Source organism: Sporolactobacillus sp. CQH2019 (assembly GCF_028765345.1).
In the GTDB taxonomy this organism is placed as follows: Bacteria; Bacillota; Bacilli; order Bacillales; family Sporolactobacillaceae; genus Sporolactobacillus.
The window spans coordinates 107,077-133,274 of sequence record NZ_JARAJZ010000010.1; the positions used below are offsets into that span (position 1 = coordinate 107,077).

The window sequence follows — 26,198 nt, forward strand, 5'->3', positions numbered from 1 at the left end:
TTACAAATTGAGTGTAATCTTAGTTAGATATTAAGGCAAATACATAAAATTCATACATAAAATTACCTTTTGTTATAAAACTCTTTTTCCACAAAACGGATGAATGCTCTCATGGCATAAGTCACATAGTGTCCCTTTTTCAGGATCATTATCACCTTCCATTTAAAAATCGGATCATCAATAATCACTTCTTTAATCGAAGGAATAGAGGCTTTGAATTCTTTAAGAATAGGCCGAGGCAGGATAGAAATTCCCTGATTATACGAAACCATTCGAACGATTAAATCCCATTGCGAAGTCTGAAAATCTACATTGGCCTCGAATCCCGCTTTGCGGCAGGCGTAAAGAATATGATGATGAAGCATATAACTATCATCCAAAAGGATAAATCTCTCATTTTTTAAGTCTTTTGTATTAATTTTTTGTCTGCAGGCAAGAGGGTGATCTTTATTCACGAGTAGAACACTCAGATCATGCGTGACTGGATAAACGTCGACTCTTTTCTCATCAACCGGCATGATAACAAATCCAATATCAATGAGTCCATTCAGAATCTTTTCCTGAACTTCCTCAGCTCCAGCTTCTACAACGTTCAATTTAATATCCGGGAACATACTTTGAAATCCGGAAATCACTTTGGGAAAATAGACGGTGCTGATTACTGGAGGTATTCCTACCGCGACGTTGCCCTTTTTTAGATTAATGGTATCTTCGATCGACTTTGACAGATTTTCAACAGATTCCAATATCTTGCAAGATTCTTCAACGATGCTCTTGCCGATATCTGTAAGCTCGGGATTCCTTCTCGAATGAATGAAAATGGGAACGCCGAGTTCTATCTCAAGATTTTTAATCATTTTACTTAAAGCAGGTTGTGAAACATGTAACTTTTGGGCAGCAACAGTATAACTTTTTTCTTTTGCAATTTGAGTTAAGTACATCAATTGCCGAATTTCCATCTTGACCCCTCCATTCATTGATAAATATTAATCTTAAGCACTCGACTTTTTGCAGAGTAAAAATTTTGAAGAATTTCTTCATCGGCATCTGCGAATGGAAGGCTAGACGAGATAAAAGACACTTCATTTTTTGCATGTGCCGCAACGCACTTCCAAATAAGATGAGGCCTTCTTTGGATAATAGAGAATAATCTCCAAAAGGAGTCGACAAGACCGGTGAATTTACGGCCAATGTCTGTCGTGATGCCGTGAGACACTTGATCCAATAAAGAACCGTTTCGATCCTCCGATTGTTTCATCGTATACTCTGCCGAATTCGGATTCTTGCCGTTAATCTTTTTAGGAAGATCATGAAGCGGGAATTGAATTCTGCCAGCGCCGGGAGCACATCATCTTCGTTATACCTAACTTATTTGATCTTACAACCGGGCACAAAAAAACAATGTGTTCTCTTGCACAGCTTCATGCCTGAAACAGCGGATTCAATTTCCAGTTTTCAGGTCTCCTGAAGACGGGCGTATAAATACTCCAATTTTGGGCTTCCTTCGGCTTCACGGCGCCTGCAGCTTTCCCCCGCTGGGTATGCTGAGCCGCCCATCACCGTGAGCTTAAATTTGGGTGCGGAGCTTTCTTTAAAAATTTGCTGAGAGGATGGATAAAGTTATAAAATCAGATCAGGACTTCTGTCTAATGTTTGGATTATCTTGCCTGCCGAACTGCCGGCACAGCAATGTTTGTCATAAAAGTCAATGGAGGTAAACAGTATGAAAATCATTGTTACCAGTATTTTCGTCGAAAATCAGGACAAGGCACTGGCGTTTTATTCGGAAAAGCTGGGGTTTGTAAAAAAGGAAGACATTCCCGCCGGAGAATATCGGTGGATCACGGTTGTTCCGTCCGATGATCAGGACGGCACCGAGCTTGTACTTGAACCGAATGACCATCCTGCCGCAAAGGAATATCAGAAAAGGATATTTGCCGACGGCATCCCGGCAACAATGTTCGGCGTTGCGGATGTCCGCAGGGAATACAAACGATTAATGGAAAAAGGCGTGAAGTTTACGATGGAGCCGACGGAAATGGGTGAAGTCACACTGGCTGTTTTTGACGATACATGCGGCAACCTTATTCAGATCGTGCAGAAGTAACGCCATGGCCGGTTCTAAACGACTTTGCCGGCAGTTTTCTGGCGAAGTGTTTTTTATCAAAAACTAAAATAACGTTCTTTATTGGCCCTGTCCGATTATTAGGATGGGGTTCTATACCTCTTTAAGGCCTGAAAAGGTCTGTCAGTCAACAATAAAAATATAATATCGCGAACACGCCTAAACTAACGGACATTGAGGCTGCTCAATGATAGTTACTCATTGTAGAAAAAATCGACAGCAGTTATCAACAAAGCTTACTTTAAACTCCCTGAGAATAAGCAGATCAATGACTGCCCTTCCGGTTTGTTCTATATTCTGATTCAATAGATCGCGGAAGTGGATTGATCCGGCGTTCAGCTGTGAATCAAGGAACGATTTCAAAAACAGTGCCTTGGTTAAAATCAGTCACTTTCATAGAACCATAAACCCCGAGGTAGAGTTTAGTCTGCTCCTGATTCGCTCCTAAACTCACGTAATAAGCCGGTTGGGGCCCAAAGTTATCATCAGTTTCAATCACGCCAAAATCATTTAATTTACCATCTGTTCTGGCTCTGGTATAGGCTAGGACACCTCTAGCCGGAGATTGAGATTCCTGACTCCGGGCCAGATCGGTAAACACAAGGTTCCCCGATAAATCAGGAATTTCATTTCCTGTATATGGCTGGAGCCCTGTAAGTGCCGTCGCGCTGAACTTGTCAGGCCGGCGATCTTCATGAAAATAACTGGTTAAAGGCGAAAGACGCCGTGCGGAAGTTTTTACTGCTTCATCGTAGTAAGCAATTATTTTCTCATTCAAATGCGGGTCTGCAGAGCCATTTCTTAGTGTCGAAGTAGGAAAAGCCCCTTCCCATCCCCGCCAGCCAAAGTTAATCAATCCCTGCTGATCGGGTTCGGATTTTATTAAAAAAGCTTGAATGAGCTGAGCAATCGGTATCGGCTTATAATCAACGAAGGAGAAGATCGATTCGGTCAGGTCCTGTCCGACATTCGCCGCGTATTTAATATACTGTTTATAATAGCTTTGAAATGAGATACCCGGTATATTGCGAACCCCTTTGGCCATGACCGACAGCATTTCCTGAATCGGTGCCGGAAGTTCATTGAAACGCGTCACTGCGGGCGGATTATCGATAAAAGTTTGCTTAACGACGTCAATTTCAATGATTTTACCAGCGATCTCCATATCAGCCTGGCTCAGATTAAAGGGATCATAGCCTGATCCGCCGTCTCCGGTTGTTAAAACAAGTTTTCCTGTTTCCGGTGAAAAGTTTAAACTATTGACGCCGTTATGATTTAAAAAGGGTCTTCTTAAATTAAGTAATGTCCGTCGTTTTTGGGATTGGCCGTTCGATTGTAGGGCCCATTCCTCGACGGTATCAATATGATCGTATTGACTTTCTCTGTTTATCCATTTTAGGTTTAAGGTTCCGGGATCGCGCGGGTCAGGCTTAAAGGGGTCTGAAAGAGCGCCCGGGCCCTGTGTTCCGGCTGCTGAATAATGAAGATAGAACAACCCGTTATAGTAAAATTGAGGATGGAATGCCAGCCCCAGCAGTCCCCGTTCATCATATCCGCCGCTGGAAGCTCCCAGTTTTAAGATTCGCGGGCGAATATCTAAAAAGGTTCTGATAACGCCATTTCCTATGCAGAAGATCTCCCCCGCCTGGGTGGCAATAAATAATCTTTCGATTGAATCGCCCGGAAGTCTTGTCGTTTTTAAAACAGTGGGCAGATTTATCTTACTGACAATCGGCCGCAAACCGACTTTAACTTTGATCAACTCACGTTATCCTCCCTGCAGTGTTTTCTTAAAAGCATATGATGGAAAGCATTCCGTTAGTATTCCATTGAAATCGGGTGATGCGAGTATTCGAAGGCGCTTTTGTTTCCTGTTATCTCATGCCGGTTCTTCAGCGGCTGCTCAGGCATTTCTTTTATAGAAAGGGCGGCATTACGGCCGGGGCAGTACCGCAGAGATTATATTCGGGGAAATGGCCGTCAAAACCTGTTATACAAAAATTAACCTAAAGGAGTTGGTTATTATAAAGGATAAGGACTCACTATTAAGGTGAAAGGGGGAGCGGGATGAACATACGCTTACCAGGGCCAAACTATCGGCCTCTTCAAGCCCCGTTCCCGCGATTGGCGGAGAAACGATCTTACGCTTTTTCATACCCCCCTATCCCGCCGGTTTGCCGTCGCAGAATACACGATATCTGATTTTTCCGATGAATAAAAGAATCTTGCGGCATAAAAATTCCCCTTCAGATGAACAGATTTTATGATTTCATCTGTCAACCCAGAGGGGGAACTTATCACAGTTGGGCAATCAGCCGATGAGACAGACAGCCTCTGCAGCTTAGAAAATCTCCTGCTTCCTGTTTTGATTAAAAAGGAGCCATCCGCTTCCGCGTATAAAAGAGGATGATGCCCCCTTTTCACTCTGAATGATTTTTCGCTAAATTCTCCAGCTTCCAGTAATTAGGCTTTCCGCTGCCCAGCAGAGGAACCTCCGATAAATGGTCAATTCTTGACGGCGTGTATAATAATGATAATTTTTTGCTCTTGATAAACTTTTTAAATTCCCTTAATGAAACATCGGACAGGGTCGTGAACATCACAATTTGCTCGCCCTTTCGGGTGTCGGGGATGCTGACGGCATAAAAGACGGACTCACCGAAGCAATCTAATGCTAATTCCTCAACCTTATTCAGGGAGATCATTTCACCGGCAATTTTGGCAAACCGTTTTAATCTTGATATGATCCGAATAAATCCATCTTGATCGATTTCAGCAATATCGCCGGTATTATACCATTCGCCGCAGGGAACAAAGCCTTTTTTGTGGATTAAATAGCCTTTCATCACGTTCGGTCCCTTAAGCAGCAAATTTCCGCCTTCTTTAACGCCCTCCACTTTGGCAATCTTCGCTTCCATCAACGGCATTAATTGGCCGACCGTTCCTTCTTTATAATGCTGAGGCGTATTCAGGGAAATGATCGGCGATGTTTCCGTTGACCCATAGCCCTCTAAAATGGTAATTCCGAATTTATTGTGATAGAGCTCCCTGACATCTTTCTGCAGCCTTTCGCCGCCTGCGACAACAATTCTTAACGTCTGTAATTGTTCTTTTGTCGCGAACTTGGCGTAATTCTCGAAAAATGTGTTGGTGGCAACAAAGATCGTACTTTTATCTTTTTGGATCGCTTTCGGAATCTCTCTGTAACTAAGCGGAGAGGGATAGAGAAACGTCTTAACACTTGTGATAAGAGGAAGCACTGAGCCGACCGTCATGCCGAACGAGTGAAACAACGGCAGCGGATTGAAAATGCGATCGCTCTCTCTGACCTCGATATGTTTGAAAACTTGCTTGATATTGGCAAAAATGTTCCGATGGGTCAGAACGACGCCTTTCGGTTTTGACTCTGTCCCGGAAGTGAACAGGATAATCTCTCCCTCCTCTCTTTTTTTAAGGCCGGATACTCTTGACTCGATCAATCCGGATATTTTGTGAAAGACGGAGATTCCGTTTGCTAAATCTTCCAGGTAAACAATTTTGACCTGTTTCTCCATCTCTTCAATCACATAGCCTAAATCTGCCTTTTTAACAAACTGTCTGGATGTGATAACAGTCTCTAAGGAAGCCGTTTCAATACAGTCGATAATGTTTTGCGTTCCCATCGTAAAGTTTAAAATACAGGGGTCCTGTTCATTTTTAAACAAAGAAAAGAGTACAACTACCTGGCCGACGACATTTGGCAAATAGATACCGACCCTTTTTTCACTTTTGAGGAGTTCGTTTATTTTTTTACTCATGATATTTACGGCAATAAGAAATTTTTTATAGGTGAAAGGGCCATTGGTGTCTTCGATAACGACTTTTTTAGGATGCAACTTGACTTGTTTGACCATTTCATCGAATAAATTAACTGAATCCGGTATCTCTAATGTCAAAATCTTCACTCCCAGTAAAAACATTCATTTTCTTAATTATAGTACCATTTACTAAAGCAAGGACATGCCAAACAGCACTTTTCGGACAATATCATGATCGTAAAAAGGCGACTACAGTTGAAAAGTACGAAAAAAGCATAAAAAATGTTTCATTGATCTCCAGCCGGCTATCGTATGGAGAAAAGCAGAGGCAGCCATCGGATTTGTTCTCCCTTGGAAAAACCGGAAAAGAAGCGGATGCCGGTCTGCACCGCTGAAAAAGATGAACTCAATGGATATTTTCACCAATAAAAATGCAGTGAACCGACCCGATGATCGGCGATAAATTCTGTTTCCGGTTTGCGGGATTACGGTATTCGGGAAAAACCGATCATTTGAATAAGGCGGGGAAGACGATGTCGAATCGTAAACAGGGATCTTTATTATTGAGAGGCCATCGTATCCGGCATGAATCGTTTTCAAAGGCCGGATGTGCCGGCGATGTATAAGTTTTGTACGTTGACAGATCGAGCCAGGGACAGAGCTTGATTATTCTCTGTCCTCGATTTTGGCAGGCTGTTAAGGCACAGGGTGCTATAAGAAAGAGAATCTTTAAAGCCGAAACGCCGCATCCGCCAAGGCTGTTACGAGGCTCTGTCTGTGCCGAAAATCTGACGGAACCGACGGCATGTCGCGAATCACACGTTTGCTCCTGCAAGATTCCGATACGGAAACAGTGCTTTATTTTTTTGTGAATATGAGGCCGAAATGATAGGGCGGCAGATCAAAAGAATCGAGCAGAGAGAATCCTTCCTGTTCCGCCCATTCACTGATCTTTTCGGGTGTCGGCCTGATCTCGAGTGAGGGTCCCCGCGGGGTGTCCCCGTATTTCCAGTGAATGACGCCCGCTTTACCGCTACTGCCCAGCAAATCGTAAGCCCCTTTCAGCAAGTCGAGCGGTCTTTCACAATGAAGAATATTAAAAAGCGTGATGTAGTCAACGTTTCCTATATATTTTCCAAGCCATTCGGCGCGATCCGCGGCGGACACATCCCCGCGGACGAGCGTGACATTTTTCAGCGTTTGCTCCAGTGCTTTTGCCCTGCAGGACTCAATCATTTCCGGATCGATATCGATGCCTACGGCCTGTCCGCCGATCCGTTTGGCAGCCGGTATTAAAAAAGTTCCGTATCCGCAGCCGACATCCATCAGTGTATGAATATCCCGCCCAATGCCCATCTGTTCAAGGATCTGATCCGGATCGAAAAAAGTTTTCCATAAATGTTCATCCGGCATGCCGGATTCTCTGTATTTCATCTCGATACACCACTTCTGTTTTTTATAGAGGCATTCACGATAAAATTTTTCCAATCTTAAATATAGCATATTGAGATGCCGGATTAGATCATTTATGCTTACCGTAAAAGATAAGCTTTTGCTCGTCCAGGGAATACGATTGATCACATCGGCATTAAATCTGCGTGTGGATTAAGAGGCTGAACGAGAGGGATTTAAAACAGCTGAATAAGACTTAAGGGGGGCATCCGTCATGGAGGACGGCAGAATGACATTTCCATCAATCGATGCATACATTTTACAATTTCCATCCGAAGTTCAGGACACACTGAGAACACTGCGAAAAGTGATCAAAGAGTCGGCACCGCTGGCAGACGAAAAGATCAGCTATCAAATGCCCGCTTTTGCTTTGCACGGAATTCTGGTATACTTTGCTGCCTATAAAAAGCACATAGGCTTTTATCCGACCTCCAGCGGAATCACTGCCTTTAAGCGTGAACTGTCGGCCTATAAAACGTCAAAAGGGGCGGTGCAGTTTCCGATCGGAAAGCCGCTGCCTTACGAATTAATCAGCAGGATTGTGAAATACAGAGTTGCCGAGAATAAAAAACGGGCAGAAGACAGATTGAAAAAGAGGCAGTCACATTGACCCGGAGAAAAAATTGTCTTCGGAAATTACAGTGAGAGCATGAGCAGGATGCCAGTCCCGCTTTTTGCAGATACGCCTGTCTCCCATTCAGACTGAATGCTGTAATAGCCAGGGGAAGGATGCCGGCTGATCCGAAACGAATCGCTGCAGCTGTTACAGGAGGGATCTGGTGATCACGAGACACGGGGATTTGATTTTTCCTGGACGCTCATTTAGCATTTTCTCTTCATTTGCAGGGTTCAATTTCTAATTGAATTATCGATGCAGAAAAATCCCTTTCATTATTTCTCAGCGGCTTTTTGCAGACGTTTATGGCTATGCTAAAATCTGTCGTATTGGAGCCGGTCCCGGCCTTTAAACGGCCGAATCATTTCCGGTGCAGACATTTACGATTCTAGATATTTGATTGATTAGAAATATATCAATTATTCTCTATGGATGGCATTCCATCCGGAAAATAAATCTGTCCCGAGATAATGATTAGGACGTATATTTTTAATCCGGACCACGCTGAAGGGAAACCGCCGGAGCGGTCCGGCAGCCAGTCCGCAGATCAAGGCAAAAAATAATCCATCTTGCGCCTAACAAAGGATGGAAGACGGAATCGGACTTTCACATTTTGGAATGAATCCACAGCTGGGAAAGATGCCGTGGCCTTTTGTCTTTCTAATAGGGTATGTCGGATGCATGAACCTGGTTCAAAGATTATATTGGCATTAGCCGTGGCGCGCACGGCCAGGTTCACTATTTTTAAAAGCAATGCCTTCATGACCTGAAACACTTCCGCCGTTTCTGCGCGCCGGTTCACCGCTTCTTTTGAAAGAAAGCGCTCGCATGCTGCCGGCTGCTGCGTAGCATTGGACGTATCGGGAAAGTTTGCCCTATAATGATTTTATGAATAATTTGTGAAATCTACATGCTGAGAAAAGGGGAAACCAAGATGGATGCAAAAGCAAAGAAAACGGCTCTGCGCGGTATTACGTACGGTTTGTATCTTGTGGGGACAAAAGATGAAAAAGGAATCAACGCTTTCACAGGAAACTGGCTGACACAGACCTCTTTTGAACCGCCGCTGGTCGCCCTTGCCGTCAAAGCGGGCACACGTTCCCAGGAACAAATTGCGGCCGCCGGCGTGTTCAGCGTCAATATTCTGGAAACCGGACAGAAGGATATGGCTACCGCATTTTTCCGGGCTTTGGAACCGGAAGGCAATAAGCTGGCCGGATATGAATTTTATACCGAAGAAACGGGCTGCCCGATCTTCAAGGATGCGCTCAGTTATTTTGAATGCAAAGTTGTCGAGAAGGTGGAAAAGGGCGACCACTATCTATACATCGGCGAAGTAATCGGTGCCGGTGTGCATCGCGAAGGCGATCCGCTGACGATGAAGGAGACCGGCTTTTATTACGGCGGCTGATCATATCCTTATTTTCTGATTTTAGAAAAGGGGGTACAATGGTATAAAAACCTGAGGTGGAGGCAGCGAATGTACAGCTTTAAGAATGATTACAGCGAAGGGGCACATCCAAGAATTCTCAATGCGTTAATTGAATCAAATCTGGAGCAGGAAGAGGGCTATGGGGAAGACCATTATTCATTAAAGGCGATCGATCTGCTTAAGCAGAGACTTGGGCGGCAGGATGCTGCCGTTCATCTGATCCCGGGCGGAACGCAGACGAACCTGATTGCGATATCCGCTTTTTTGCGGCCGCATGAAGCTGCCATTGCGGCAAAAACCGGCCACATCAACGTGCACGAGACCGGTGCTATTGAGGCGACGGGGCACAAAGTGCTCATCGCCGAATCGGATGAAGGCGGGAAACTGACCCCTGAAGCGGTTCAGAAGGTACTCGATGCGCATCCCGATGAGCACATGGTGAAACCAAAGCTGGTCTACATTTCCGATACGACCGAAATAGGAGCCGTCTATACGAAGAGCGAATTGGAGCAGCTAAGCGAATTTTGCCGTACACATCATCTGATTCTGTATATGGACGGCGCCAGGATCGGATCGGCACTCTGTTCAAAGGGCAACGACCTGGAACTGGCCGATCTGCCCGGGCTTCTCGACGCTTTCTATATCGGCGGCACCAAGAACGGCGCTCTGCTCGGCGAGGCCCTGATCATTTGCCGCGAGGCACTGAAAGAAGACTTCCGGTACTACATAAAGCAAAAAGGGGCACTGCTTGCCAAAGGAAGGATCCTCGGGATTCAGTTTCTCGAACTGTTCAAGGACAACCTGTTCTTTAAGCTGGCAGCGCACGCCAATCAGATGGCGGACAGACTCAGAGCCGGGCTGTCGGAAGCGCATTTTGCTTTTCTGGCAGATTCTCCGTCCAATCAGATCTTCCCGATCCTGCCCGATTCACTGATCGCCGAGCTCCAGCGCAGCTATGAATTTATTATCTGGGAAAGGGTCGATGCGGCTCACTCTGCCATTCGCCTCGTCACCTCCTGGGCAACGAAAGAAGATCAAGTCTCGGCATTTCTGGAAAATATCAAAAAAGGCCTGCAAGACGCCGGTCGAAAATAAATATCGATTGTTGGAGAAGCAGAGGCCGGGCTTTTCCGATAAAGTGATGATCCGGGGAACAATCGCTTTCCGGATTTTTTTGCTGCAATCATCCGGAGTATCTTTCGGCCTTCCGGCGATGGGGGTGATTACATAAAAATGACCGGATCAATCAGTTTTACATGCTTTGTTAATTTCAATCGGAATGATACGCTCTAAAAGAATCAGGAAGCAAGCTGAAAATACCAAAATAAGAATAAAGGTCAGAAACAGCGGAACAGCCAGATGCATATTCAATCCGGCACCTGCCAGAACAGGTCCGAGAATCGAGCCGGTCTGCCATGCGGCATTGATGACACCGTTATATCGCCCCCGGGTCTGTTCAAGAGCAAGATCGTTAGCCAGCGCAGGGAGATCTGAGAACAGAACGGTTTCTCCGACGGCAGTAATTGCAAATGAAGAGACGAGGCTCAACGAGGAAAGTTTCGGCTTCAGAAAACCGGAAATAAAGATAATGAAACATCCCACAGCGAAAAATAGTGCGGCAGCGGCTATGGCACGGGTTCTGCGTACATTTTTAATCGATTTCAGGATAAAGGCCTGTCCTAAGATGATGACAAGGCTATTCACAAAGAAAGCATCACCGATAATATGAACCGATGCATGAGCCTGATCGGTTGTCCATTGAGGGAAGGCTGTTGTTGTCAGTCCGGACATGACTATTGCGATCAATGAATAAACGAGTGACAGCCCACTAAGGACTTTATCGTTGCCCGCTTTGTCGAGACCGAAAAAATGATGAATTTGTTTTTCAGAATGGTGAACCTGTACATTTTTGAAATCGTTCATCAGCCATTTTTGTCCGGACAGAGCAAAGAGAATAAAAGTTGCCGCATCGAAAATGAAGATGGACTGAAAAGAAAAGAGAGAATAAGAATGAATTACCGTGCCGCCCAGCGCTGCGCCGAGACCCGAGCCGAGATTTTGCAAGGCAAAGGCGATGCCGAAGATGCTGCTTTTTGCTGTATCCCCGGCGGAATCAGCCAATATCACAGAGAGGGTATTCCACGATCCTGCAGCACCGGCTCCCGACAGCATACTCGCAAGAAATGCCGTCTCTTCATTCGAAGCAAAGGCAAACAGTATCCGGCCTGCGGCGTCAAGGATCAACGTGCAAAGGAAAACGCGTTTTATGCCGGCCCGATCGGCCAGGATTCCCGATAACGGCACAGCTATAACGCCTGCAAGACCGCCTGAACCGACGATCATACCGGAAAGTGACAGCGGAATGTCCCGTAATTGATGCAGATAAAGAATGAGATAAGGCTCGGTCATCCCCGTCCCAAACAGAGAAAGAGTATACCCCGATAGAATCTGCCACGTCCCTTTTTCAAAAGGGAGAAGAGCGCGCTTTGACCTGAACAATCTATGGTCTTCCTTTCTTTTTATTTTAACTGTCTGAGTTCCATCTTAATGAAAAATCCTGACATCTTCTGTCATCTATTAGTGTTATACTTATAAAAAAACAGAACAGGGCGGGATTCCATGCGTGCGGACAGATTGTTGTCGATTCTTTTGTCTCTGCGGGCCGGGGGTGTGACATCTGCAAAAACATTGGCGGAAAAACTGGAGGTTTCGGAACGCACGATTTACAGAGATATCGATGCTCTGAGTTTCTCGGGATTTCCAGTCTATGCCGTGCGGGGAGTGCAGGGCGGTTATGCTTTAGACAAACATTTTCGTATGGATCTAACGGATGTTACTTTGTCGGAAGTAAAAAATCTGCTCATTGTCCGATCGCCGCGCCCTCTTTCTGATCTTGGATTCGGCTCAAATCAACGAACGATTCATAAATTAATCATGAATCTCCCCGGCTCCCGCCGGGCGGAGATCAACCAATTCAGCAAACGGATTTATCTTGATTCTGCCTGCTGGTTCGGCATACATGATAAGGTCCCCTGCTTAACGGCGATAGAGTCGGCCATGAAGAGGAATCTGCAGATTCATATTGATTATCAAAAAGGGAATGGGAAAATCATCTCAAGAGAAATCGCTCCCTATGGTCTGGCTGCGAAAACAGATTCCTGGTACCTGATCGCCAAACATGAAAATGTATTGAGGGTCTACCGCGTGTCCAGAGTCCAGAATGTAAAACCAACCGGACAATCATTCCTTTTTCCAAAGGACTTTAATGTTGCCCGGTTTTGGAAGGACTGGTGCCGCGAGTTTGAAGAGAGCCGGCCGATCTATTCGGTTATTTTGCGGATGAATCCGGAAAATGTGCCGGAATTGCAGATAAATAAAAGCAGAATTCAAGACTTGAATCAAGGGGAACGGTCGCTCTTCAGGATACAATTTGAAACGTTCAAACAGGCAGAACGGGAAATATTAAGCCTGGGCCCAAAGGCTGAAGTGATACAACCGGCCGATTTACGTGAGAGGATCCGGGAGAAAATCTTACAGTCGGCAGAAATATATCGAGAAAAGGCTGCTGATCGAAAGTAGGCAAATTCAATCGGTGAAAGCTAAGTTTTATTCTTGAGACATCTAATAAACGGTGCTTCCTGTATCATCTTTTCATAAATCCACGACAACAAATTAAAATAAGAACCTTTCTAACGTTCGAAACCAAGGGTGATCTCAATAACGGTAATGGGTTTCGATAGAGTGTACCGATTATTCACACTTATTAATTTTCAGAAGTCGACTGCAGATTTCCCACCCTTCAGGGACGATTCCTGACAGCTTACTGATTCTTTAACTGTAACTGTTGATATTGAACAGTTCACTGACGATTTTTTCGACTTTGCTGATGATATGCCGACGTGACTGCCGATTTTCAGCACCGTTCATGTGAATCTGCGGCAAACCGAAGAAAAACATCGGGCGCTCTCGAATTTTGCACCTGTCCGCGCATGATATCGCCTTTCAGACCGCTTGCACAAATGTTTTGCCCTTCAAAAGCATAGAGATTGCCTTTCAGAGGAGGGCATGACGCATTCATGCCACGACTGGCTAGATGAACTGAGAATTTTTCATCTAAATTGTATTTCGTTTATTGATTTCGGGCTGTTTACGGCTTTTTGAAAGTGGAAATCAGTGTTGTGCATGATTGATCACCGACCCGGTGTCGATTTTCAGGTGAGCTCCCAGACTAACAAACTTATTTACATAACTAATATTATTAGCTATAATACTAATGAGAATAGTGAAAGGGAGTCTTGTACAATGAAAATTACGCAGGAAGGTTCCGTTTATCAGCTTACTTTCTTTCCGTCCTGGTTTCCTGTCAATTGTTATTTAGTGGATGAGGGGAATGGATTGACGCTCATCGATGCCGCCTTGCCGTTTAGCTATAAAGGAATCCTGAAGGCTGCAGAAAATATCGGCAAACCGATCACGAGGATTCTGCTGACACATGCGCACAGCGATCATATCGGATCCCTGGACAGACTTAAAAAACTGCTCCCTGACTGCGAAGTGGTGATTTCCGCGCGGGATGCGAAACTGCTGAGAGGCGACGCGGCATTGGAGGCGGATGAACCGCAGACGCCTGTCAAAGGCGGCGTACCGAAACCGGGTCAGATTGAAACGACTCCCGATACTCTCGTTTCCGAAGGCGATATTGTCGGATCTTTTCAAGTCATTGCATCCCCAGGGCATACGCCCGGACACATCGCCCTCTACAATGAAAAAACGAAAGCGCTGATTGCCGGCGATGCCTTTCAGGTAAGGGGAGGGGTCGCTGTTTCAGGAAATCTAAGGCCCCTGTTTCCTTTCCCGGCCTGGGCTACCTGGAATAAAGAAGTTGCTGTTCAAAGTGCGTTGAAACTAAAAAAATTGTCTCCAAGCTTATTAGCTGTCGGGCACGGAAAACTGCTGCATCATCCTGAAAAAATCATGGCGCGCGCCATTCAGCAGGCTGAAAAAGCTTTGAAAGGGGGAACGAAATGAGAGAAAAGGTTACTAGGCAAATGATTCTCCAAGTCAGCGAGGAAATCGTCAATCAAGAAGGATATGAAAACCTGACGCTCGCAAAAGTGGCAAAGGCATTGGAAATTAAGACGCCGTCACTGTACAATCATATTTCGGGCCTGAACGATCTGCGAAAAGCCCTGGCCCTGCGTGCTCTGAAACGGTTTAATCATCAGATCATGACCGCAGCCGTCGGCAGGTCGGGTGAGGAAGCGCTGAAAGCCATCGGCTTCGCGTACATTCATTTTATGAAAGATAATCCCGGATTATATGGGACGGCTTTAAACATGCTTGATTCGCAGGATACGGAAATCGATCAAGCGGGTTCGGACGTCATCGCCATTATTCTGCGGGTGCTGGAGCCGTATCATCTGAGTAAAGAGCAGGCGATTCATTTCGTCAGAGGACTGCGTGCGCTGTCACACGGTTTTGGGACACTTGAGAGACAGGGCGGGTTCAATATCGACGTGCCTCTCGATCAATCGATTTCCATCGCCTTTGATATCTTTATAAAAGGCATGGTTGCGCTGTCGAAGGTGTAAATGGAAGCAGAGCGGAAAAAAGAAAAAACATGGCCGGTGGATCTATCGCTGCTGATAATTGCCATGGCCCGGGATTTCAGCTGGTCAGACCGGCCGAAATATATGCTGACGTTCTTCCTCGCACTATTATCCTTAACGGAATCGAAGAAAAACCGGCATCTATATTTTGAAGGCTGAAAAAGTTCAGGATCACTTTGCAAATTGGAAAGAAATAATGCCGGTTCGGGCCGGAATGACCCATCGTGGAAATTTCCAATGAACAGTCTGTTCATGTCCCTTTACTGAATTCCCGTATTTTCAGACGTTCCGTTCTCTGTAGATTGTTTTTGTCATACTTGTTCCCGATAATAACGGCTGAGAAAAGCCCCGAATAGAAAGAGCATGTTTCAAAAAATGGATTGAAGCATGCTCTTTTATTGATGGTCGGACCTTTCTATTATATATAAAAGTGGAACATTTTTATTTTTCTTGTTCAAATCGACTGTTTTTAGTCTCCTTTTTTATTTCCCTAAAACAGACCAATGTTGCGGGCGGGCAAGCCGGTGCGGCAGTTCAGTGTGTACATCGCCTTCAGCCGAATTGATCTGCGCCTGGGTAAGAAAGATACTGCCGCTGAGATCGGCACCGCTGAGGTCGGCGTCTCGTAAATCGGCACCGATGAAATCGGCCGCCCGCAAATCGGCGCCCCGGAGATCGGCGGCGATTTGCGGGCGCCTCTTAAGTCGGCTCCTTTGAGATCGGCCCCTCTAAGCTGTGCGCCGATAAGATCGGCACCGCGCCGGTTGATTCGTTTATTTTTCAGCTGCCGGCATGACTTCGCCCATACGCGTTCGCTTGTTTCTAAAAGCAGAGTGTTAATTTTTGACCGGTGAGCGGGAACGTCGAGTTTCAGGAGCGAATCGGGATTCAGCTGAGCCAATTGCTGCGTTTCATCGAGTGCGAGGCGAAGTTCTCCATGAAGCGGCAGCGATGTTTTTAAGGCAAGAGCTTCCGTCAGATAGCGGAGCATCTCGTGAAGCTGCAGCATAACCGGAAATACATCGAACATTCTCCCGGCTGTTTTCTGATTGTCATGCCAATCGATCCCTTTGAATGTAATTTGAGAAACCTGTTGTCCGGCACCGAAACAATCGAAAGCGGTACATCCTTTAAACCCCTTATGTCTGAGATCTTTATGGATGCTGCAGCGAAAGTCCGTCTGCAGATTCGGGCAGGGCTTGCCGGACTTTTTTTCAATCGCGAAATCCGCTGATGCCGCGAAAGACAGTGCGACACAGCACAGGCCGAAGCAGTGCCTGCAGTCGGGGCGCAGGCTGCCGCCGCTTCTATCACGTCTGCAATTTGGCTCATCATCATTCTCAAACAATGGGTGCTGCTCCCTTTTTACAAATTAATATCGCCGTCGGCCAGGGTCAGAAACCGATGGTTCCAGACAGATTCATGATGGGCGATGATCTCCTGCGCTTTCAGAACGGAACTGTCCAGGGTACTGTGCGTGTGCCGAAATAACCTGTTATGCTGCAAGCCCAGGCTGTATGCCGCCCGGATGGTCGTATCCAGGCAGAATTCGGTCTGCGCGCCTGCGAAAGTTAACCGGTCGATTTTATTTTTCTGTAAATAGTTCAGAAGATCCGTCCGGTAAAATGCATCCCAGCTCGTTTTTCTGATCACGGGGTCCGATTCCGACCGGTTTAAATTCTGATGGAGCTGCCAGCCGGGTGTCCCTTCAAAGAGTTCATCGTCGGGATCCTGGCTTGTGTGCTGGATAAAGATCACCGGGACATCCTGGTCGTGGGCCTGATCGATTAAGCAATTGATATTTTTCAGTACACGTTCTTTTTCATACAGATCGTTTTCCGGGCTATTAAAAAAGATTTCCTGCATGTCGATGACAATCAATGCCTGTTTCATACAGCCGGTACCTCCCCAGTTTTATCAGGTAAAACCGCTTATTTACAACAGTAGGCTGCTGCCGATTCCACTTCGGAAAAACCGGACAAAGCTGAAAGGAAAGCGTTCTGCACATCCGCCGCGGATACTGTGGATCGGCCGAACGAAAGATCGCGCGTCGCGCACGCGTCGGAAATCAGTTTGACTGGATAGCCCAGTTCTTTAGCCTGCCGCGTCGTCGAATCGATACACATATGAGTCATCATACCACAGATGACCAGCCGATTGACTCCCTGCTCCTGTAATTTTTCCTGAAGGACTGTTTGTAGAAAGCTGTTTGGATAGGCTTTTTCAATAATATACGCATGCGGACCGGATAAGAAAGGGTCCAATGACGCATGGAACCGGGCGCCGTCTGTGTCCGCCAGAAAGAAGGCGGCATCTTTTGAACGGCTGATATGCCGGATAAAAAAGACGGGACGATCTTCGCTATTAAATTTTTTTATTAAGAGAAGAATATTTGCCAGTGCTTTTTCCGGCTGATGGAGCGGATAGGCTCCGCCTTCAAAATAATCATTCTGTACATCGATAATGATTAGCGCTTCCTGCATGGATGGCCCTCCCTTGTATTGCTTATCCTTAATGATAGCGATTGATAGACGGAAAAAGAAGATGCTGATGAAAAAAGATTCTGCGGAATCACTTTCACGATGGAAGGATGATCGGATTTGGATGCGATCGATAAAAAAATAGTCGGGAATAAAAGAAAACAGCCGTTTGACCTGGAAAGAACTTGGCGAAAGGGTGCATTTGACCGGTCAGCCAGTCAGGGCACGCGTCGAACGGCTCGTTGAGGGAAAGAAGATCCGGAGGTTCACGATGCATGACGAAACAGCATTTATCACGATGTATGGGTTCTCAGAATGACGGCATTTTTGAAAGCACAATGGCCGCCGATCCGTATGTCGAATCGCTGTACATAATTTCTGGAGACGGATGCTGCCTGCTGGCCGTGCATTTTTCACCCGGTGAACCGGACCATTTTTGCAAAAAGTTGTTGAACTATGGACGCTGCAAGGTTAACATTTCCATAAAGCAAGTCAAGCAGGTTGAAGCTGACCGCTGGTGGTGAACGGAATAAGAAGCTTATTCAGACCGGGGAGGCGCAGAATGAATTTAGCAGAGATTTTGAAAGACACGCAATATAGATATGAAATCATTCAACATGAGAAGCCCATCCTGACTCGGGAAGAAGGCTCGGATTTTTTGGGTATTGAAGTCGGCCAGACGGCTCCGACGCTGATTCTTAAAACAGATCAAGGATTTTTAGGAGCCATTATTTCGGGAAGCCGCGAAAAAATCAATTTTGATAAATTGGCTGATCTGCTGAATTACAGTAAGGTAGAATTAGCATCTCCGAAGGAAGTTCGGAAAACAACGGGATTTGATGTTGGGAGTGTTGCCCTGATAGGGTTCGGTTTACCTTGTGTGGCAGACAGGCGTCTGTTCGGCTATGACTTTATTTATGGCGGAACAGGGCAATCAACGTCTACATTAAAAATCGAGCCGCAGGCTTTAACTGAACTAAATCAAGTGCTTTTGATGTTTGATTAAGAGGCAGAAAATTATTCATCCGTCCGCAAGCGGCCTATAGCAAGTGATAGGTACAGGCTAAATGGCTTTCAGTAACAAAATCCAAAGAATAATTGACAGGATATGAGGGGGGCAGGGCCTAGTGGATTCATTCAGAATAGCGATTGTACAAAGTAAACGCGATCCCTATAATTGCCGGCTGAACACAGAAAAAGGGTTAAAGATCGTCAGGGAAGCAAAACGGCGCGAAGCAGACATTGTCTTGTTTCCCGAATGCTGGATTACAGGCTATGAATTTCCCGATTTTGATAAAGACCTGCCGTTGAAAGAAATCGAGAGAATGCCAGAATATCAGCAATGGTTTTCCCGCTCTCTGGATGAGGGAAGCCCGTATATCTGCAGATTTTGCGAACTTGCGAAAGACCTGCAGATAGGTGTTGTGATTACCGGATTCACACGGGGCCGTTCAAGACCGCAAAATTCCGCTTTCGTCATCAATAGGAATGGGAAAATCATCCTGAAATACAGCAAAGTACATACGTGTGATTCTGCGGGTGAAAGGCTGCTGGAAAGCGGCAGTGACTTTAAGGTCTGCGACTTCGACGGCGTAAAAATCGGGATCATGATCTGCTATGACAGAGAGTACCCTGAAAGTGCAAGAATCCTCATGTTGAAAGGCGCTGAGCTGATCTTGGTGCCGAATGACTGCGGGGCGATGTTTCCGCGGGTACAGGCCTTGTCAACGAGGGCGTATGAAAATATGACGGGTGTCGCGATGGCCAATCCGCCCGGAGAAAACGCGGGCTGTTCCTGTGCATTCAGTCCGATTGTCTGGGATGAAAAGGGCTTGCCCGTCGATAACAGGATCGTGCTGGCGGACGGCATGACCGAAGCTGTTTACATTGCCGAATACGATCTTAGACGGTTAAGAAACTATCGCAGCCATGAAATGATGGGAAATACATTCCGTAAAGTGGAAGCGTATGCTGAATTGCTCAATGACGAAATAAAAGAGCCGTTTATACGGAAAATTTGATGCTGCTTCAAGTTCCCATGCAGCCATTTCCACAGCATATCATAAGCACGAAAGAGGAAGAGCTGCCATCAAATCTGGATGTACCACTTTACAAGGAAGAGTCACCATCAAATCTGGATGCATCAATTTACAAAGAGGAGTCACCATCAAGTTTTGGCGTACCACTTTACAAGGAAGAGTCACCATCAAATCTGGACGCGCCACTTTACAAGGAAGAGTCACCATCAAATCTGGGCGTGCCACTTTACAAGGAAGAGTCACCATCAAATCTGGATGCACCACTTCACAAAGAAGAGTCACCATCAAGTTTTGGCGTACCACTTTACAAAGAAGAGTTACCATCAAATCTGGATGCACCACTTTACAAGATACTGTTACGTACACATCTGTACGATGAAGATTTCACGCTCTTAATCAATCGCTAAGGAGATGACTAGAATGCCAAAGGGTTTTTTAATGGCTTTCAGGATAATTACAGTTATATGCTTAATTTTATCTCTTAAAGTATTTCCTGACAGTGAGTGGATGTCACTTGTCCTTGTAATCCTATTCTTTGTCAGTTTTTTCATCGATAAATTCAAAACAAAGGATGAAACAGATAAAAAAAAGAATAAAAAAATAAAAGTCAGCCTCCGCATAAAGCGCAGCTGATTTTTTGACGATATATCACATACTTTTTTAAGTCCATATTCCAATACGTCATTGCTTCAATTCGCTGTTTTCGTCACAGGCAAAGGAGTTTTCCGGTTGCCTCTTGTGTTCACCGCGAAAGAGCTGCCGCTCATTCAGAACCTGTAAAACGCCATAAGGAGATCATTCCGGAATTTCTATTTTACTGATGCTGCCGGGCTGTCTATAATGAGGTTTACAGAGAAAAAAGGCGGAATGTTCTTTTTTATTCGGGACAGAAGCGATCCGCCTTATTTTATCGCTTGATCTTAAAAGAGGTCTGTTTGCCATGAATAAATCTGCGTTTATTAAGTTGAGTATTGCCATGGTGATTTTCGGCTCAATCGGCTTCTTCTCGCGGATGACCGGACTCCCGTCATTGGAGCTCGTCTTCGTCCGCTGCGTCAGCGCGTCTGTTTTTCTTGCCGTCTACTGGCTGGCCAGCGGACAATACAAGAAGGAAACGTGGCAGCTCAGGGAGCTGGCTGCAATTGCCGGCGGCGGGGTGCTGCTTGTTCTCAACTGGATATTATTCTTTGCTTCATTTGAAAAAACATCGATCACGGTTGCCATTTCAATCTACAATCTGGCTCCGGTTATTGTCCTGATCATCGGCTGGATTTTTTTCAAAGAGCGCGCCAAGCTGCTCGGCATCGCGGCAGTTATCCTGGCTTTTATCGGTACGATTCTCGTTTCAGGCCTCAATCCTGAAACTCTGCATCATGGACTGTCTGAAGGACCGTTTTATGCGCTGATGGCAGCATGCCTCTATGCATCCGTAATCATTGCCGGAAAATATATAAAACAGGCGAGCCCTTATTTGGTGACCCTGATCCAGACTCTTGTCGGCGTGATCATGCTGCTGCCTTTTATCCGTTTTTCCTACTATGCCCACTTAACCGCGGCCAACTGGTTTTACAGCGTGTTCACGGGTGTCGTGCATACCGGCTTTGTCTATCTGCTCTTCTACGGAAGCATCCGCCTGCTTCCGACACCCACTATCGCGGCACTTCTCTATCTGGATCCGCTCGTTGCCATCCTGCTCGACGTGTTCGTAACCGGTTTTATACCGACGTATCTGCAAATTGCCGGCATTCTGCTGATTTTCATCGCTGTGTCCTATACGTCCCTGCAAAAATCTGGACCGGCGGATTCTCAAACCGAAAAACCATGTCGGGCTTCATCATGATTTCATGAAATGGAATTTGGTTCTAATCATATTTTTTACGGAAATCCGGCGTTTCAAAAAAGATCTCATAAAATAAGGCCGGGGCCCAAATTTTTAAGTGCATCCCTTTAACTCATGAATAGAACCGACTATGAAGTGAATTCATTAACAACCTTTTGGCCGGCCGATAGCCTGCTACTAGCGTCGGCACCGACCGATAAACCGAACGTTATGACCGATAACCTGGCCGCATTGGTCGATAAACAGCCGTAGCTGACCGATAACTCGGCCGTACCGACCGATAAAGCTCTTCGTTTGACCGATAAACTCTCAAGACCGGTTGATAGCCTGCTACTGACCGATAACCTGGCCGCATCGATCGATAAACAGCCGTAGCTGACCGATAACTCAGCCGCCCCGACCGATAAAGCTCTCCGTTTGACCGATAAACTCTCATGGCCGACCGATAGCCTGCTACTGACCGATAACCTGGCCGCATCGGTCGATAAACAGCCGTAGCTGACCGATAACTCAGCCGCCCCGACCGATAAAGCTCTCCGCCTGACCGATAAACTCTCATGGCCGGCCGATAGCCTGCTACTGACCGATAATCTGACCGCATTGGTCGATAAACAGCCGTAGCTGACCGATAACTCGGCCGTACCGACCGATAAAGCTCTCCGCCTGACCGATAAACTCTCATGGCCGACCGATAGCCTGCTACTGACCGATAATCTGACCGCATTGGTCGATAAACAGCCGTAGCTGACCGATAACTCAACCGCACCGACCGATAAAGCTCTTCAAATGATCGATAAAGATCCTAAGTAATTTATCGGCAGTCAGGAAAACGGCGGTTGAGATGGCATCAGGTCGGCCGCAATTAAATAAGAAACATATATTCGGAAAAAATGAAAAAAAGGGAAATGAATCCTGTCGGGATCAGATTCATCTCCCTTTTTATCCTGGTCATATGTTTCGTCAATAAAAATAGCGGGCACAGATTCATTGAATTCGTTTAATCGTGAGCCGTTTTGCTCGGATCAATTTGTTTTTTCCTTTTTTTAAAGTTATTTCTTCCGACAATGCCGGTCAGTACCAAGGCGATGATTGCCAGGATCAGGCCTGCCACATCAACGGCCAGTCCGAACGGGCCGCTTTGAAAATTTCTTGCTCCCCCCATTTCACCAAACGCGCGTCCTCCGCCTTGAAAGTTGCTGCTGCCGGACTGAGAAGCATTGGATCCCGAAGTGGAGTTTCCGGAATTTGAAAAGGTATTCGGCATATTCTGCGAAAAAGTCCCGGACTGAAAGGACCTCTGACTTCTTTGGTAGTACGTATAAAGGCCATAACCTGATTCAATCAATAAGACAATAGAAACAAGGATGCCAACCCAGAAATTGAATTGTTTCACACGTTCCACGTTAAGCTGTCTCCTTTCATATTTTTAAGAGTCCACTTACGCAAGTATAGGTGCCAATTCTTAAAGAATGATTAATACCTTCAAAAAGTCAGTGAAGTGACCGGTTTTCGAAACGGTGTAATTTCAGGACGATCGTTGTACAGGGCGGGCCAGATCTCCGGACCGAGCACGATCGTCCACTATGATAGATGAAAGGTCTTTTGCTGTAAAAATTTTTTGTTGGATGCAAATCCTGCTTGGAATCATTTACAAATCATTTTTTAGTAGATCGAAAATCTGCTGCTGCAGGAATTATATTGACGTATGGTGTTTATACTGATAATATCAAATATGATCAGTAAGCTAAATATTATCCTATTTGGAGCGATTTATATTTGCGTATTATTATTACAAATACATCAGGAAAGCCTATTTATGAGCAGATAGAAGAACAGATCAAAGAGGCGATCTTCAGTGATGAAGTGAAAGAAGGCGATGCGCTGCCTTCGATCCGTCAGCTTGCGAGAGAGCTGAAAATCAGTGTGATCACCACGACCAGAGCCTACACGGATCTGGAGCAGGAAGGATTCATTGCGATCCAGCAGGGCAGGGGCTGTTTTGTGTTGCCCAAAGATAGCGAGCTCGTACGGGAGCAGTTGCTGCGCAAGATTGAGGAAAGTTTTGGGGCGGCTGTAAAGGCGGGCAGAATTGCAAAGTTATCGCGGCAAGAGCTGATGGATATGCTTCAATTTATCATGGAGGAAAGCCATTATGAATAATGCTCTGGAAGTATCTAATTTGCGTAAAGAATTTAGGGATTTTACTTTAAATAATGTCTCTTTTTCCCTGCCGATGGGCTATATCATGGGATTTGTCGGACAAAACGGAGCCGGCAAGACCACTGCGATTAGCCTGATCCTGAATATGACCGGGCGGGATGGCGGTGAAGTCAAAATATTCGGCCTTGATAATATCAGGGATGAGAAAAAGATTAAGCAGGATATCGCCGTCGTATTTGATGATATCTATTTTGTTGACAGTTGGAGAGTCCGGGAAGTTGAAAAAGCCCTCAAAAATTTTTACAACGGCTGGAGCAGCGAGTTATACAGCCGCTATATAAAGAACTTCAATCTTCCCGTCAATAAAAGGGTGAAGGAATTATCCCGCGGCATGAAAATGAAGCTGATGCTCGCGGTCGCCATGTCGCACGGGGCAAAGCTGCTGATTCTCGATGAACCGACGAGTGGGCTTGACCCGGTCGCCCGTGATGAACTGCTCGAAATATTGGGCGCCTATATTGAAGACGGCAAAAAGAGCATCCTTTTTTCAACCCACATTACGTCGGATCTCGAAAGAATTGCCGATTATATTACAGTGATTGATCACGGGAACATCTTCTATACCGGGACGAAGGATGATCTGCTCGAAGGCTACAGTATCGTCAAAGGCGGCCCTAATGACCTGTCCGGACCGCTGCAGAAAAAGTTAATCGGGCTCTCGAAGACCAGCACGGGTTTTTCAGGTTTAATCCGTTCTTCGGAAAAAGGCCTGGTATCTTCAGAAATGATTACAGAACAGCCTTCTATAGACGAAATTCTGGTATTCATCAGCAAGGGAGGCGTGCGGTATGAGTGACGTATTAAAATCAGTCAGGCTCGATTACTACATTCTGAAATCATCTTACAAGGCATTTGTTCCGCTTTATGTTATTGCGGCAGTGATCGGCATGCTGACGCGCAAACCGGCTATAACGATTGCGGTTGTCATGATCATCACGGCGCCCTTTATCGGCACATATTTCTCACTGTATGAAAAAAACAATCTTAACCGGCTTTATGGAATTCTGCCATTGGGTAAACTCGAAACTGTGGCCGGCAGATATCTGTATGCTTTGCTTCTTGGTGTTGTCAGCGGCATCATTGCAGGAATTCTGGCAACTGTTTTTTCGTTGTTTACGGGAAATGTAATGAGTTATCTCGATTATTTGGATTATTTATCTTTGTCTTTCCTCGGCTTTTGCCTGTTTATCAGCATCGTGTTTCCAATATATTTTAAATTTCCCTTTTCAAAAGTTTACATTTTGGCCAATCTGCCGCTCTATCTCTGCGGTGTGATTGGCCTTTTTATCATAAGAAAGACAAACTTTTTAAAATACGTGGGACTGATTGTTTACTATTTCTCGTCTCATCAATATATGATCTGGATATTGGGATTCGGCCTGGGGCTGGGGCTGCTTTTTATCTCGTTCCTTTTATCCTATGCTGTAAGCAGCGAAATACAGAAGACGGATCTGCCGGCCGGCAAGCCGGGCAGGCGTCTGTTTTTTGCCGACAACCTGCGTACGGCGCTGATTGTCCTTGTGATTTTGCATCATTTATCTGTCATCTATGCGGCAAACACACCTTTCTACTATTTGGAGCCTTCAAAAGATATTACGGCAATCGTTCTATTAATTTTATTCCAGTTATTCAATCAAGCCTATTTTATGGGGTTCTTCTTTCTCCTCTCGGGTTATTTTACACCGGGCTCTTTTGACCGGAAAGGGCCTGTTTCCTTCCTGAAAAACAGGCTTCTCCGTCTCGGCATTCCGATCATTGTTTTCGCCTTTGTCCTCAATCCGCTGACATCCATTCGGATTTATCAAAAGCCGGTGTCGCTCACCCACATGGCGATGCCGTTTACCTGGGATCAATATTTCAGCCGGGTCAGGATGGGGCCGGTATGGTTCCTGGTCATGCTGCTCGTTTTCGACCTGTGCTACTGGCTGTGGCGGCTTGCAACAAAGAATCGTGAGAAAAAGACGGCTGCTGGAAACGATTCTCTGCTTACATTTCGTACCATGGTTATCTTTATTCTTGCATTGGCGCTGGCCAGCTACTTCATACGGATCGTGCTTCCGTTCAGCAAATATGTCCTTGGTTTCCCCTCACTCGCTTATCTCCCGCAATACATCAGTTTCTTTCTGATTGGGATTGCGGCCGATCGGCGGAACTGGCTGCGTAAAATTTCCGACCCGCTCGGCGCGCTGGGATTTGTATTGGCAGCAATCGCGACACTCACCCTGTTCCCCGGTGCGATCATCGGTTCCGGCGCCGCTTATCTTGGCGGCGGGACATGGCAGTCGGCTATTTATGCACTTTGGGATTCGATCTTTTCGGTTGGAGTCTGCCTTGCCGCCCTGACATTTTTCCGCCGTTTCTTCGATCATCAAAATAAACTCAGCCGGTTTTTGTCCCAGCACTCATTTACCGTTTATATTATTCATGCGCCGGTCATTGTCTTCCTTGCCCTCGCACTGCGCGGCGTACAAATTGAGCAGCTGTTAAAATTTGGGCTGATGGCTGTTGTCGGCGTCCCGCTCTGCTTTGGAGTTGCATATCTCGTGCGAAAAATACCGTATGCGAAAAGGATTCTTTAAATTATATGT

At 45.8% G+C, this 26,198-nt stretch carries 26 protein-coding genes and 1 pseudogene; 17 read left to right on the forward strand and 10 right to left on the reverse strand.

The annotated features are described in order from the left end of the window. Positions 1 to 62: 62 nt before the first annotated feature. The gene (locus OYT88_RS14600; protein ID WP_274401060.1) at positions 63 to 959 is read right to left on the reverse strand and encodes a LysR family transcriptional regulator; all 897 of its coding nucleotides are present in this window, start codon (positions 957 to 959) and stop codon (positions 63 to 65) included. A gap of 14 nt (positions 960 to 973) precedes the next feature. Further along, positions 974 to 1,258: a hypothetical protein gene (locus tag OYT88_RS14605; RefSeq protein ID WP_274401061.1), complete on the reverse strand. Its 285-nt coding sequence runs from the start codon at positions 1,256 to 1,258 to the stop codon at positions 974 to 976. A 465-nt stretch (positions 1,259 to 1,723) separates the two neighbouring features. Between OYT88_RS14605 and glxB the strand changes: the two genes are divergently transcribed. Beyond that, the gene (glxB, locus tag OYT88_RS14610; protein WP_274401062.1) at positions 1,724 to 2,107 is read left to right on the forward strand and encodes a methylglyoxalase; all 384 of its coding nucleotides are present in this window, start codon (positions 1,724 to 1,726) and stop codon (positions 2,105 to 2,107) included. Between the two features lie 364 nt (positions 2,108 to 2,471). On the opposite strand, the gene OYT88_RS14615 is transcribed toward glxB, so the two are convergent. The 3 genes from OYT88_RS14615 to OYT88_RS14625 form a co-directional block, all read right to left on the reverse strand. Then, complete coding sequence (locus tag OYT88_RS14615) at positions 2,472 to 3,887, reverse strand: PQQ-dependent sugar dehydrogenase (RefSeq protein ID WP_274401063.1); 1,416 nt, start codon at positions 3,885 to 3,887, stop codon at positions 2,472 to 2,474. Between the two features lie 658 nt (positions 3,888 to 4,545). Continuing rightward, positions 4,546 to 6,069, reverse strand: coding sequence for an AMP-binding protein (locus OYT88_RS14620; RefSeq protein ID WP_443029704.1), 1,524 nt, complete (start codon positions 6,067 to 6,069; stop codon positions 4,546 to 4,548). Between the two features lie 711 nt (positions 6,070 to 6,780). Continuing rightward, complete coding sequence (locus tag OYT88_RS14625) at positions 6,781 to 7,356, reverse strand: class I SAM-dependent methyltransferase (RefSeq protein ID WP_274401065.1); 576 nt, start codon at positions 7,354 to 7,356, stop codon at positions 6,781 to 6,783. A gap of 232 nt (positions 7,357 to 7,588) precedes the next feature. Here OYT88_RS14625 and OYT88_RS14630 point away from each other — a divergent pair, with 232 nt between their 5' ends. The 3 genes from OYT88_RS14630 to OYT88_RS14640 all read left to right on the forward strand — a co-directional run bounded on the left by OYT88_RS14630 (position 7,589) and on the right by OYT88_RS14640 (position 10,517). Then, entirely contained in the window at positions 7,589 to 7,984 is a 396-nt protein-coding gene (locus OYT88_RS14630; protein WP_274401066.1) for an iron chaperone, read from the forward strand. A 940-nt stretch (positions 7,985 to 8,924) separates the two neighbouring features. After that, positions 8,925 to 9,401: a flavin reductase family protein gene (locus OYT88_RS14635; protein ID WP_274401067.1), complete on the forward strand. Its 477-nt coding sequence runs from the start codon at positions 8,925 to 8,927 to the stop codon at positions 9,399 to 9,401. Between the two features lie 69 nt (positions 9,402 to 9,470). Then, positions 9,471 to 10,517, forward strand: a complete 1,047-nt coding sequence (locus tag OYT88_RS14640) for a threonine aldolase family protein (protein WP_274401068.1) — start codon at positions 9,471 to 9,473, stop codon at positions 10,515 to 10,517. A gap of 147 nt (positions 10,518 to 10,664) precedes the next feature. On the opposite strand, the gene OYT88_RS14645 is transcribed toward OYT88_RS14640, so the two are convergent. After that, complete coding sequence (locus OYT88_RS14645) at positions 10,665 to 11,921, reverse strand: MFS transporter (RefSeq protein ID WP_274401069.1); 1,257 nt, start codon at positions 11,919 to 11,921, stop codon at positions 10,665 to 10,667. 120 nt (positions 11,922 to 12,041) lie between these two features. Between OYT88_RS14645 and OYT88_RS14650 the strand changes: the two genes are divergently transcribed. The 3 genes from OYT88_RS14650 to OYT88_RS14660 all read left to right on the forward strand — a co-directional run bounded on the left by OYT88_RS14650 (position 12,042) and on the right by OYT88_RS14660 (position 15,013). Continuing rightward, on the forward strand, positions 12,042 to 13,001 hold the full coding sequence (locus tag OYT88_RS14650; RefSeq protein ID WP_274401070.1) for a helix-turn-helix transcriptional regulator: 960 nt from the start codon (positions 12,042 to 12,044) through the stop codon (positions 12,999 to 13,001). Positions 13,002 to 13,724: 723 nt separating this feature from the next. Continuing rightward, positions 13,725 to 14,450, forward strand: a complete 726-nt coding sequence (locus tag OYT88_RS14655) for an MBL fold metallo-hydrolase (protein WP_274401071.1) — start codon at positions 13,725 to 13,727, stop codon at positions 14,448 to 14,450. Further along, a complete protein-coding gene (locus OYT88_RS14660) occupies positions 14,447 to 15,013 on the forward strand; it encodes a TetR/AcrR family transcriptional regulator (RefSeq protein WP_274401072.1) in 567 nt (188 codons plus the stop codon). Before OYT88_RS14655 ends, OYT88_RS14660 begins: the two co-directional genes overlap by 4 nt. Before the next feature lie 500 nt (positions 15,014 to 15,513). Here the strand turns inward: OYT88_RS14660 and OYT88_RS14665 are convergent. The 3 genes and pseudogenes from OYT88_RS14665 to OYT88_RS14675 form a co-directional block, all read right to left on the reverse strand. Next, a pseudogene (locus OYT88_RS14665) lies at positions 15,514 to 16,379 on the reverse strand (pentapeptide repeat-containing protein). A gap of 17 nt (positions 16,380 to 16,396) precedes the next feature. Next, complete coding sequence (locus tag OYT88_RS14670; protein ID WP_274401073.1) at positions 16,397 to 16,924, reverse strand: isochorismatase family protein; 528 nt, start codon at positions 16,922 to 16,924, stop codon at positions 16,397 to 16,399. 38 nt (positions 16,925 to 16,962) lie between these two features. After that, on the reverse strand, positions 16,963 to 17,514 hold the full coding sequence (locus OYT88_RS14675; RefSeq protein ID WP_274401074.1) for a cysteine hydrolase family protein: 552 nt from the start codon (positions 17,512 to 17,514) through the stop codon (positions 16,963 to 16,965). 148 nt (positions 17,515 to 17,662) lie between these two features. On the opposite strand from OYT88_RS14675, the gene OYT88_RS20955 reads away from it, so the two are divergent. The 7 genes from OYT88_RS20955 to OYT88_RS14705 all read left to right on the forward strand — a co-directional run bounded on the left by OYT88_RS20955 (position 17,663) and on the right by OYT88_RS14705 (position 21,390). Then, positions 17,663 to 17,830, forward strand: coding sequence for an AsnC family transcriptional regulator (locus OYT88_RS20955; RefSeq protein ID WP_443217519.1), 168 nt, complete (start codon positions 17,663 to 17,665; stop codon positions 17,828 to 17,830). Further along, a complete protein-coding gene (locus OYT88_RS14680) occupies positions 17,787 to 18,035 on the forward strand; it encodes a hypothetical protein (protein WP_274401075.1) in 249 nt (82 codons plus the stop codon). The genes OYT88_RS20955 and OYT88_RS14680 overlap by 44 nt, the downstream gene beginning before the upstream one ends. A 38-nt stretch (positions 18,036 to 18,073) precedes the next feature. Then, entirely contained in the window at positions 18,074 to 18,517 is a 444-nt protein-coding gene (locus OYT88_RS14685; RefSeq protein ID WP_274401076.1) for an aminoacyl-tRNA deacylase, read from the forward strand. 121 nt (positions 18,518 to 18,638) lie between these two features. Then, on the forward strand, positions 18,639 to 19,532 hold the full coding sequence (locus OYT88_RS14690; protein WP_274401078.1) for a carbon-nitrogen hydrolase family protein: 894 nt from the start codon (positions 18,639 to 18,641) through the stop codon (positions 19,530 to 19,532). Next, positions 19,532 to 19,957 carry a hypothetical protein gene (locus OYT88_RS14695; protein ID WP_274401080.1) on the forward strand — a complete coding sequence of 142 codons (426 nt, stop codon included), beginning with the start codon at positions 19,532 to 19,534 and terminating at the stop codon, positions 19,955 to 19,957. Before OYT88_RS14690 ends, OYT88_RS14695 begins: the two co-directional genes overlap by 1 nt. Positions 19,958 to 19,970: 13 nt before the next feature. Next, on the forward strand, positions 19,971 to 20,183 hold the full coding sequence (locus OYT88_RS14700) for a hypothetical protein (RefSeq protein ID WP_274401082.1): 213 nt from the start codon (positions 19,971 to 19,973) through the stop codon (positions 20,181 to 20,183). A gap of 307 nt (positions 20,184 to 20,490) precedes the next feature. Further along, a complete protein-coding gene (locus tag OYT88_RS14705) occupies positions 20,491 to 21,390 on the forward strand; it encodes a DMT family transporter (protein WP_274401084.1) in 900 nt (299 codons plus the stop codon). Positions 21,391 to 22,387: 997 nt separating this feature from the next. On the opposite strand, the gene OYT88_RS14710 is transcribed toward OYT88_RS14705, so the two are convergent. After that, a complete protein-coding gene (locus OYT88_RS14710; RefSeq protein ID WP_274401086.1) occupies positions 22,388 to 22,792 on the reverse strand; it encodes a hypothetical protein in 405 nt (134 codons plus the stop codon). A gap of 374 nt (positions 22,793 to 23,166) precedes the next feature. On the opposite strand from OYT88_RS14710, the gene OYT88_RS14715 reads away from it, so the two are divergent. Genes OYT88_RS14715 through OYT88_RS14725 form a run of 3 tightly spaced genes read left to right on the forward strand, consistent with a single transcriptional unit; the run spans position 23,167 to position 26,189 of the window. Next, a complete protein-coding gene (locus OYT88_RS14715; protein ID WP_274401087.1) occupies positions 23,167 to 23,550 on the forward strand; it encodes a GntR family transcriptional regulator in 384 nt (127 codons plus the stop codon). After that, positions 23,543 to 24,406, forward strand: coding sequence for an ABC transporter ATP-binding protein (locus OYT88_RS14720; protein WP_274401088.1), 864 nt, complete (start codon positions 23,543 to 23,545; stop codon positions 24,404 to 24,406). Before OYT88_RS14715 ends, OYT88_RS14720 begins: the two co-directional genes overlap by 8 nt. Continuing rightward, a complete protein-coding gene (locus OYT88_RS14725; RefSeq protein ID WP_274401090.1) occupies positions 24,399 to 26,189 on the forward strand; it encodes an acyltransferase family protein in 1,791 nt (596 codons plus the stop codon). The genes OYT88_RS14720 and OYT88_RS14725 overlap by 8 nt, the downstream gene beginning before the upstream one ends. The last annotated feature ends 9 nt before the right edge of the window (positions 26,190 to 26,198 follow it).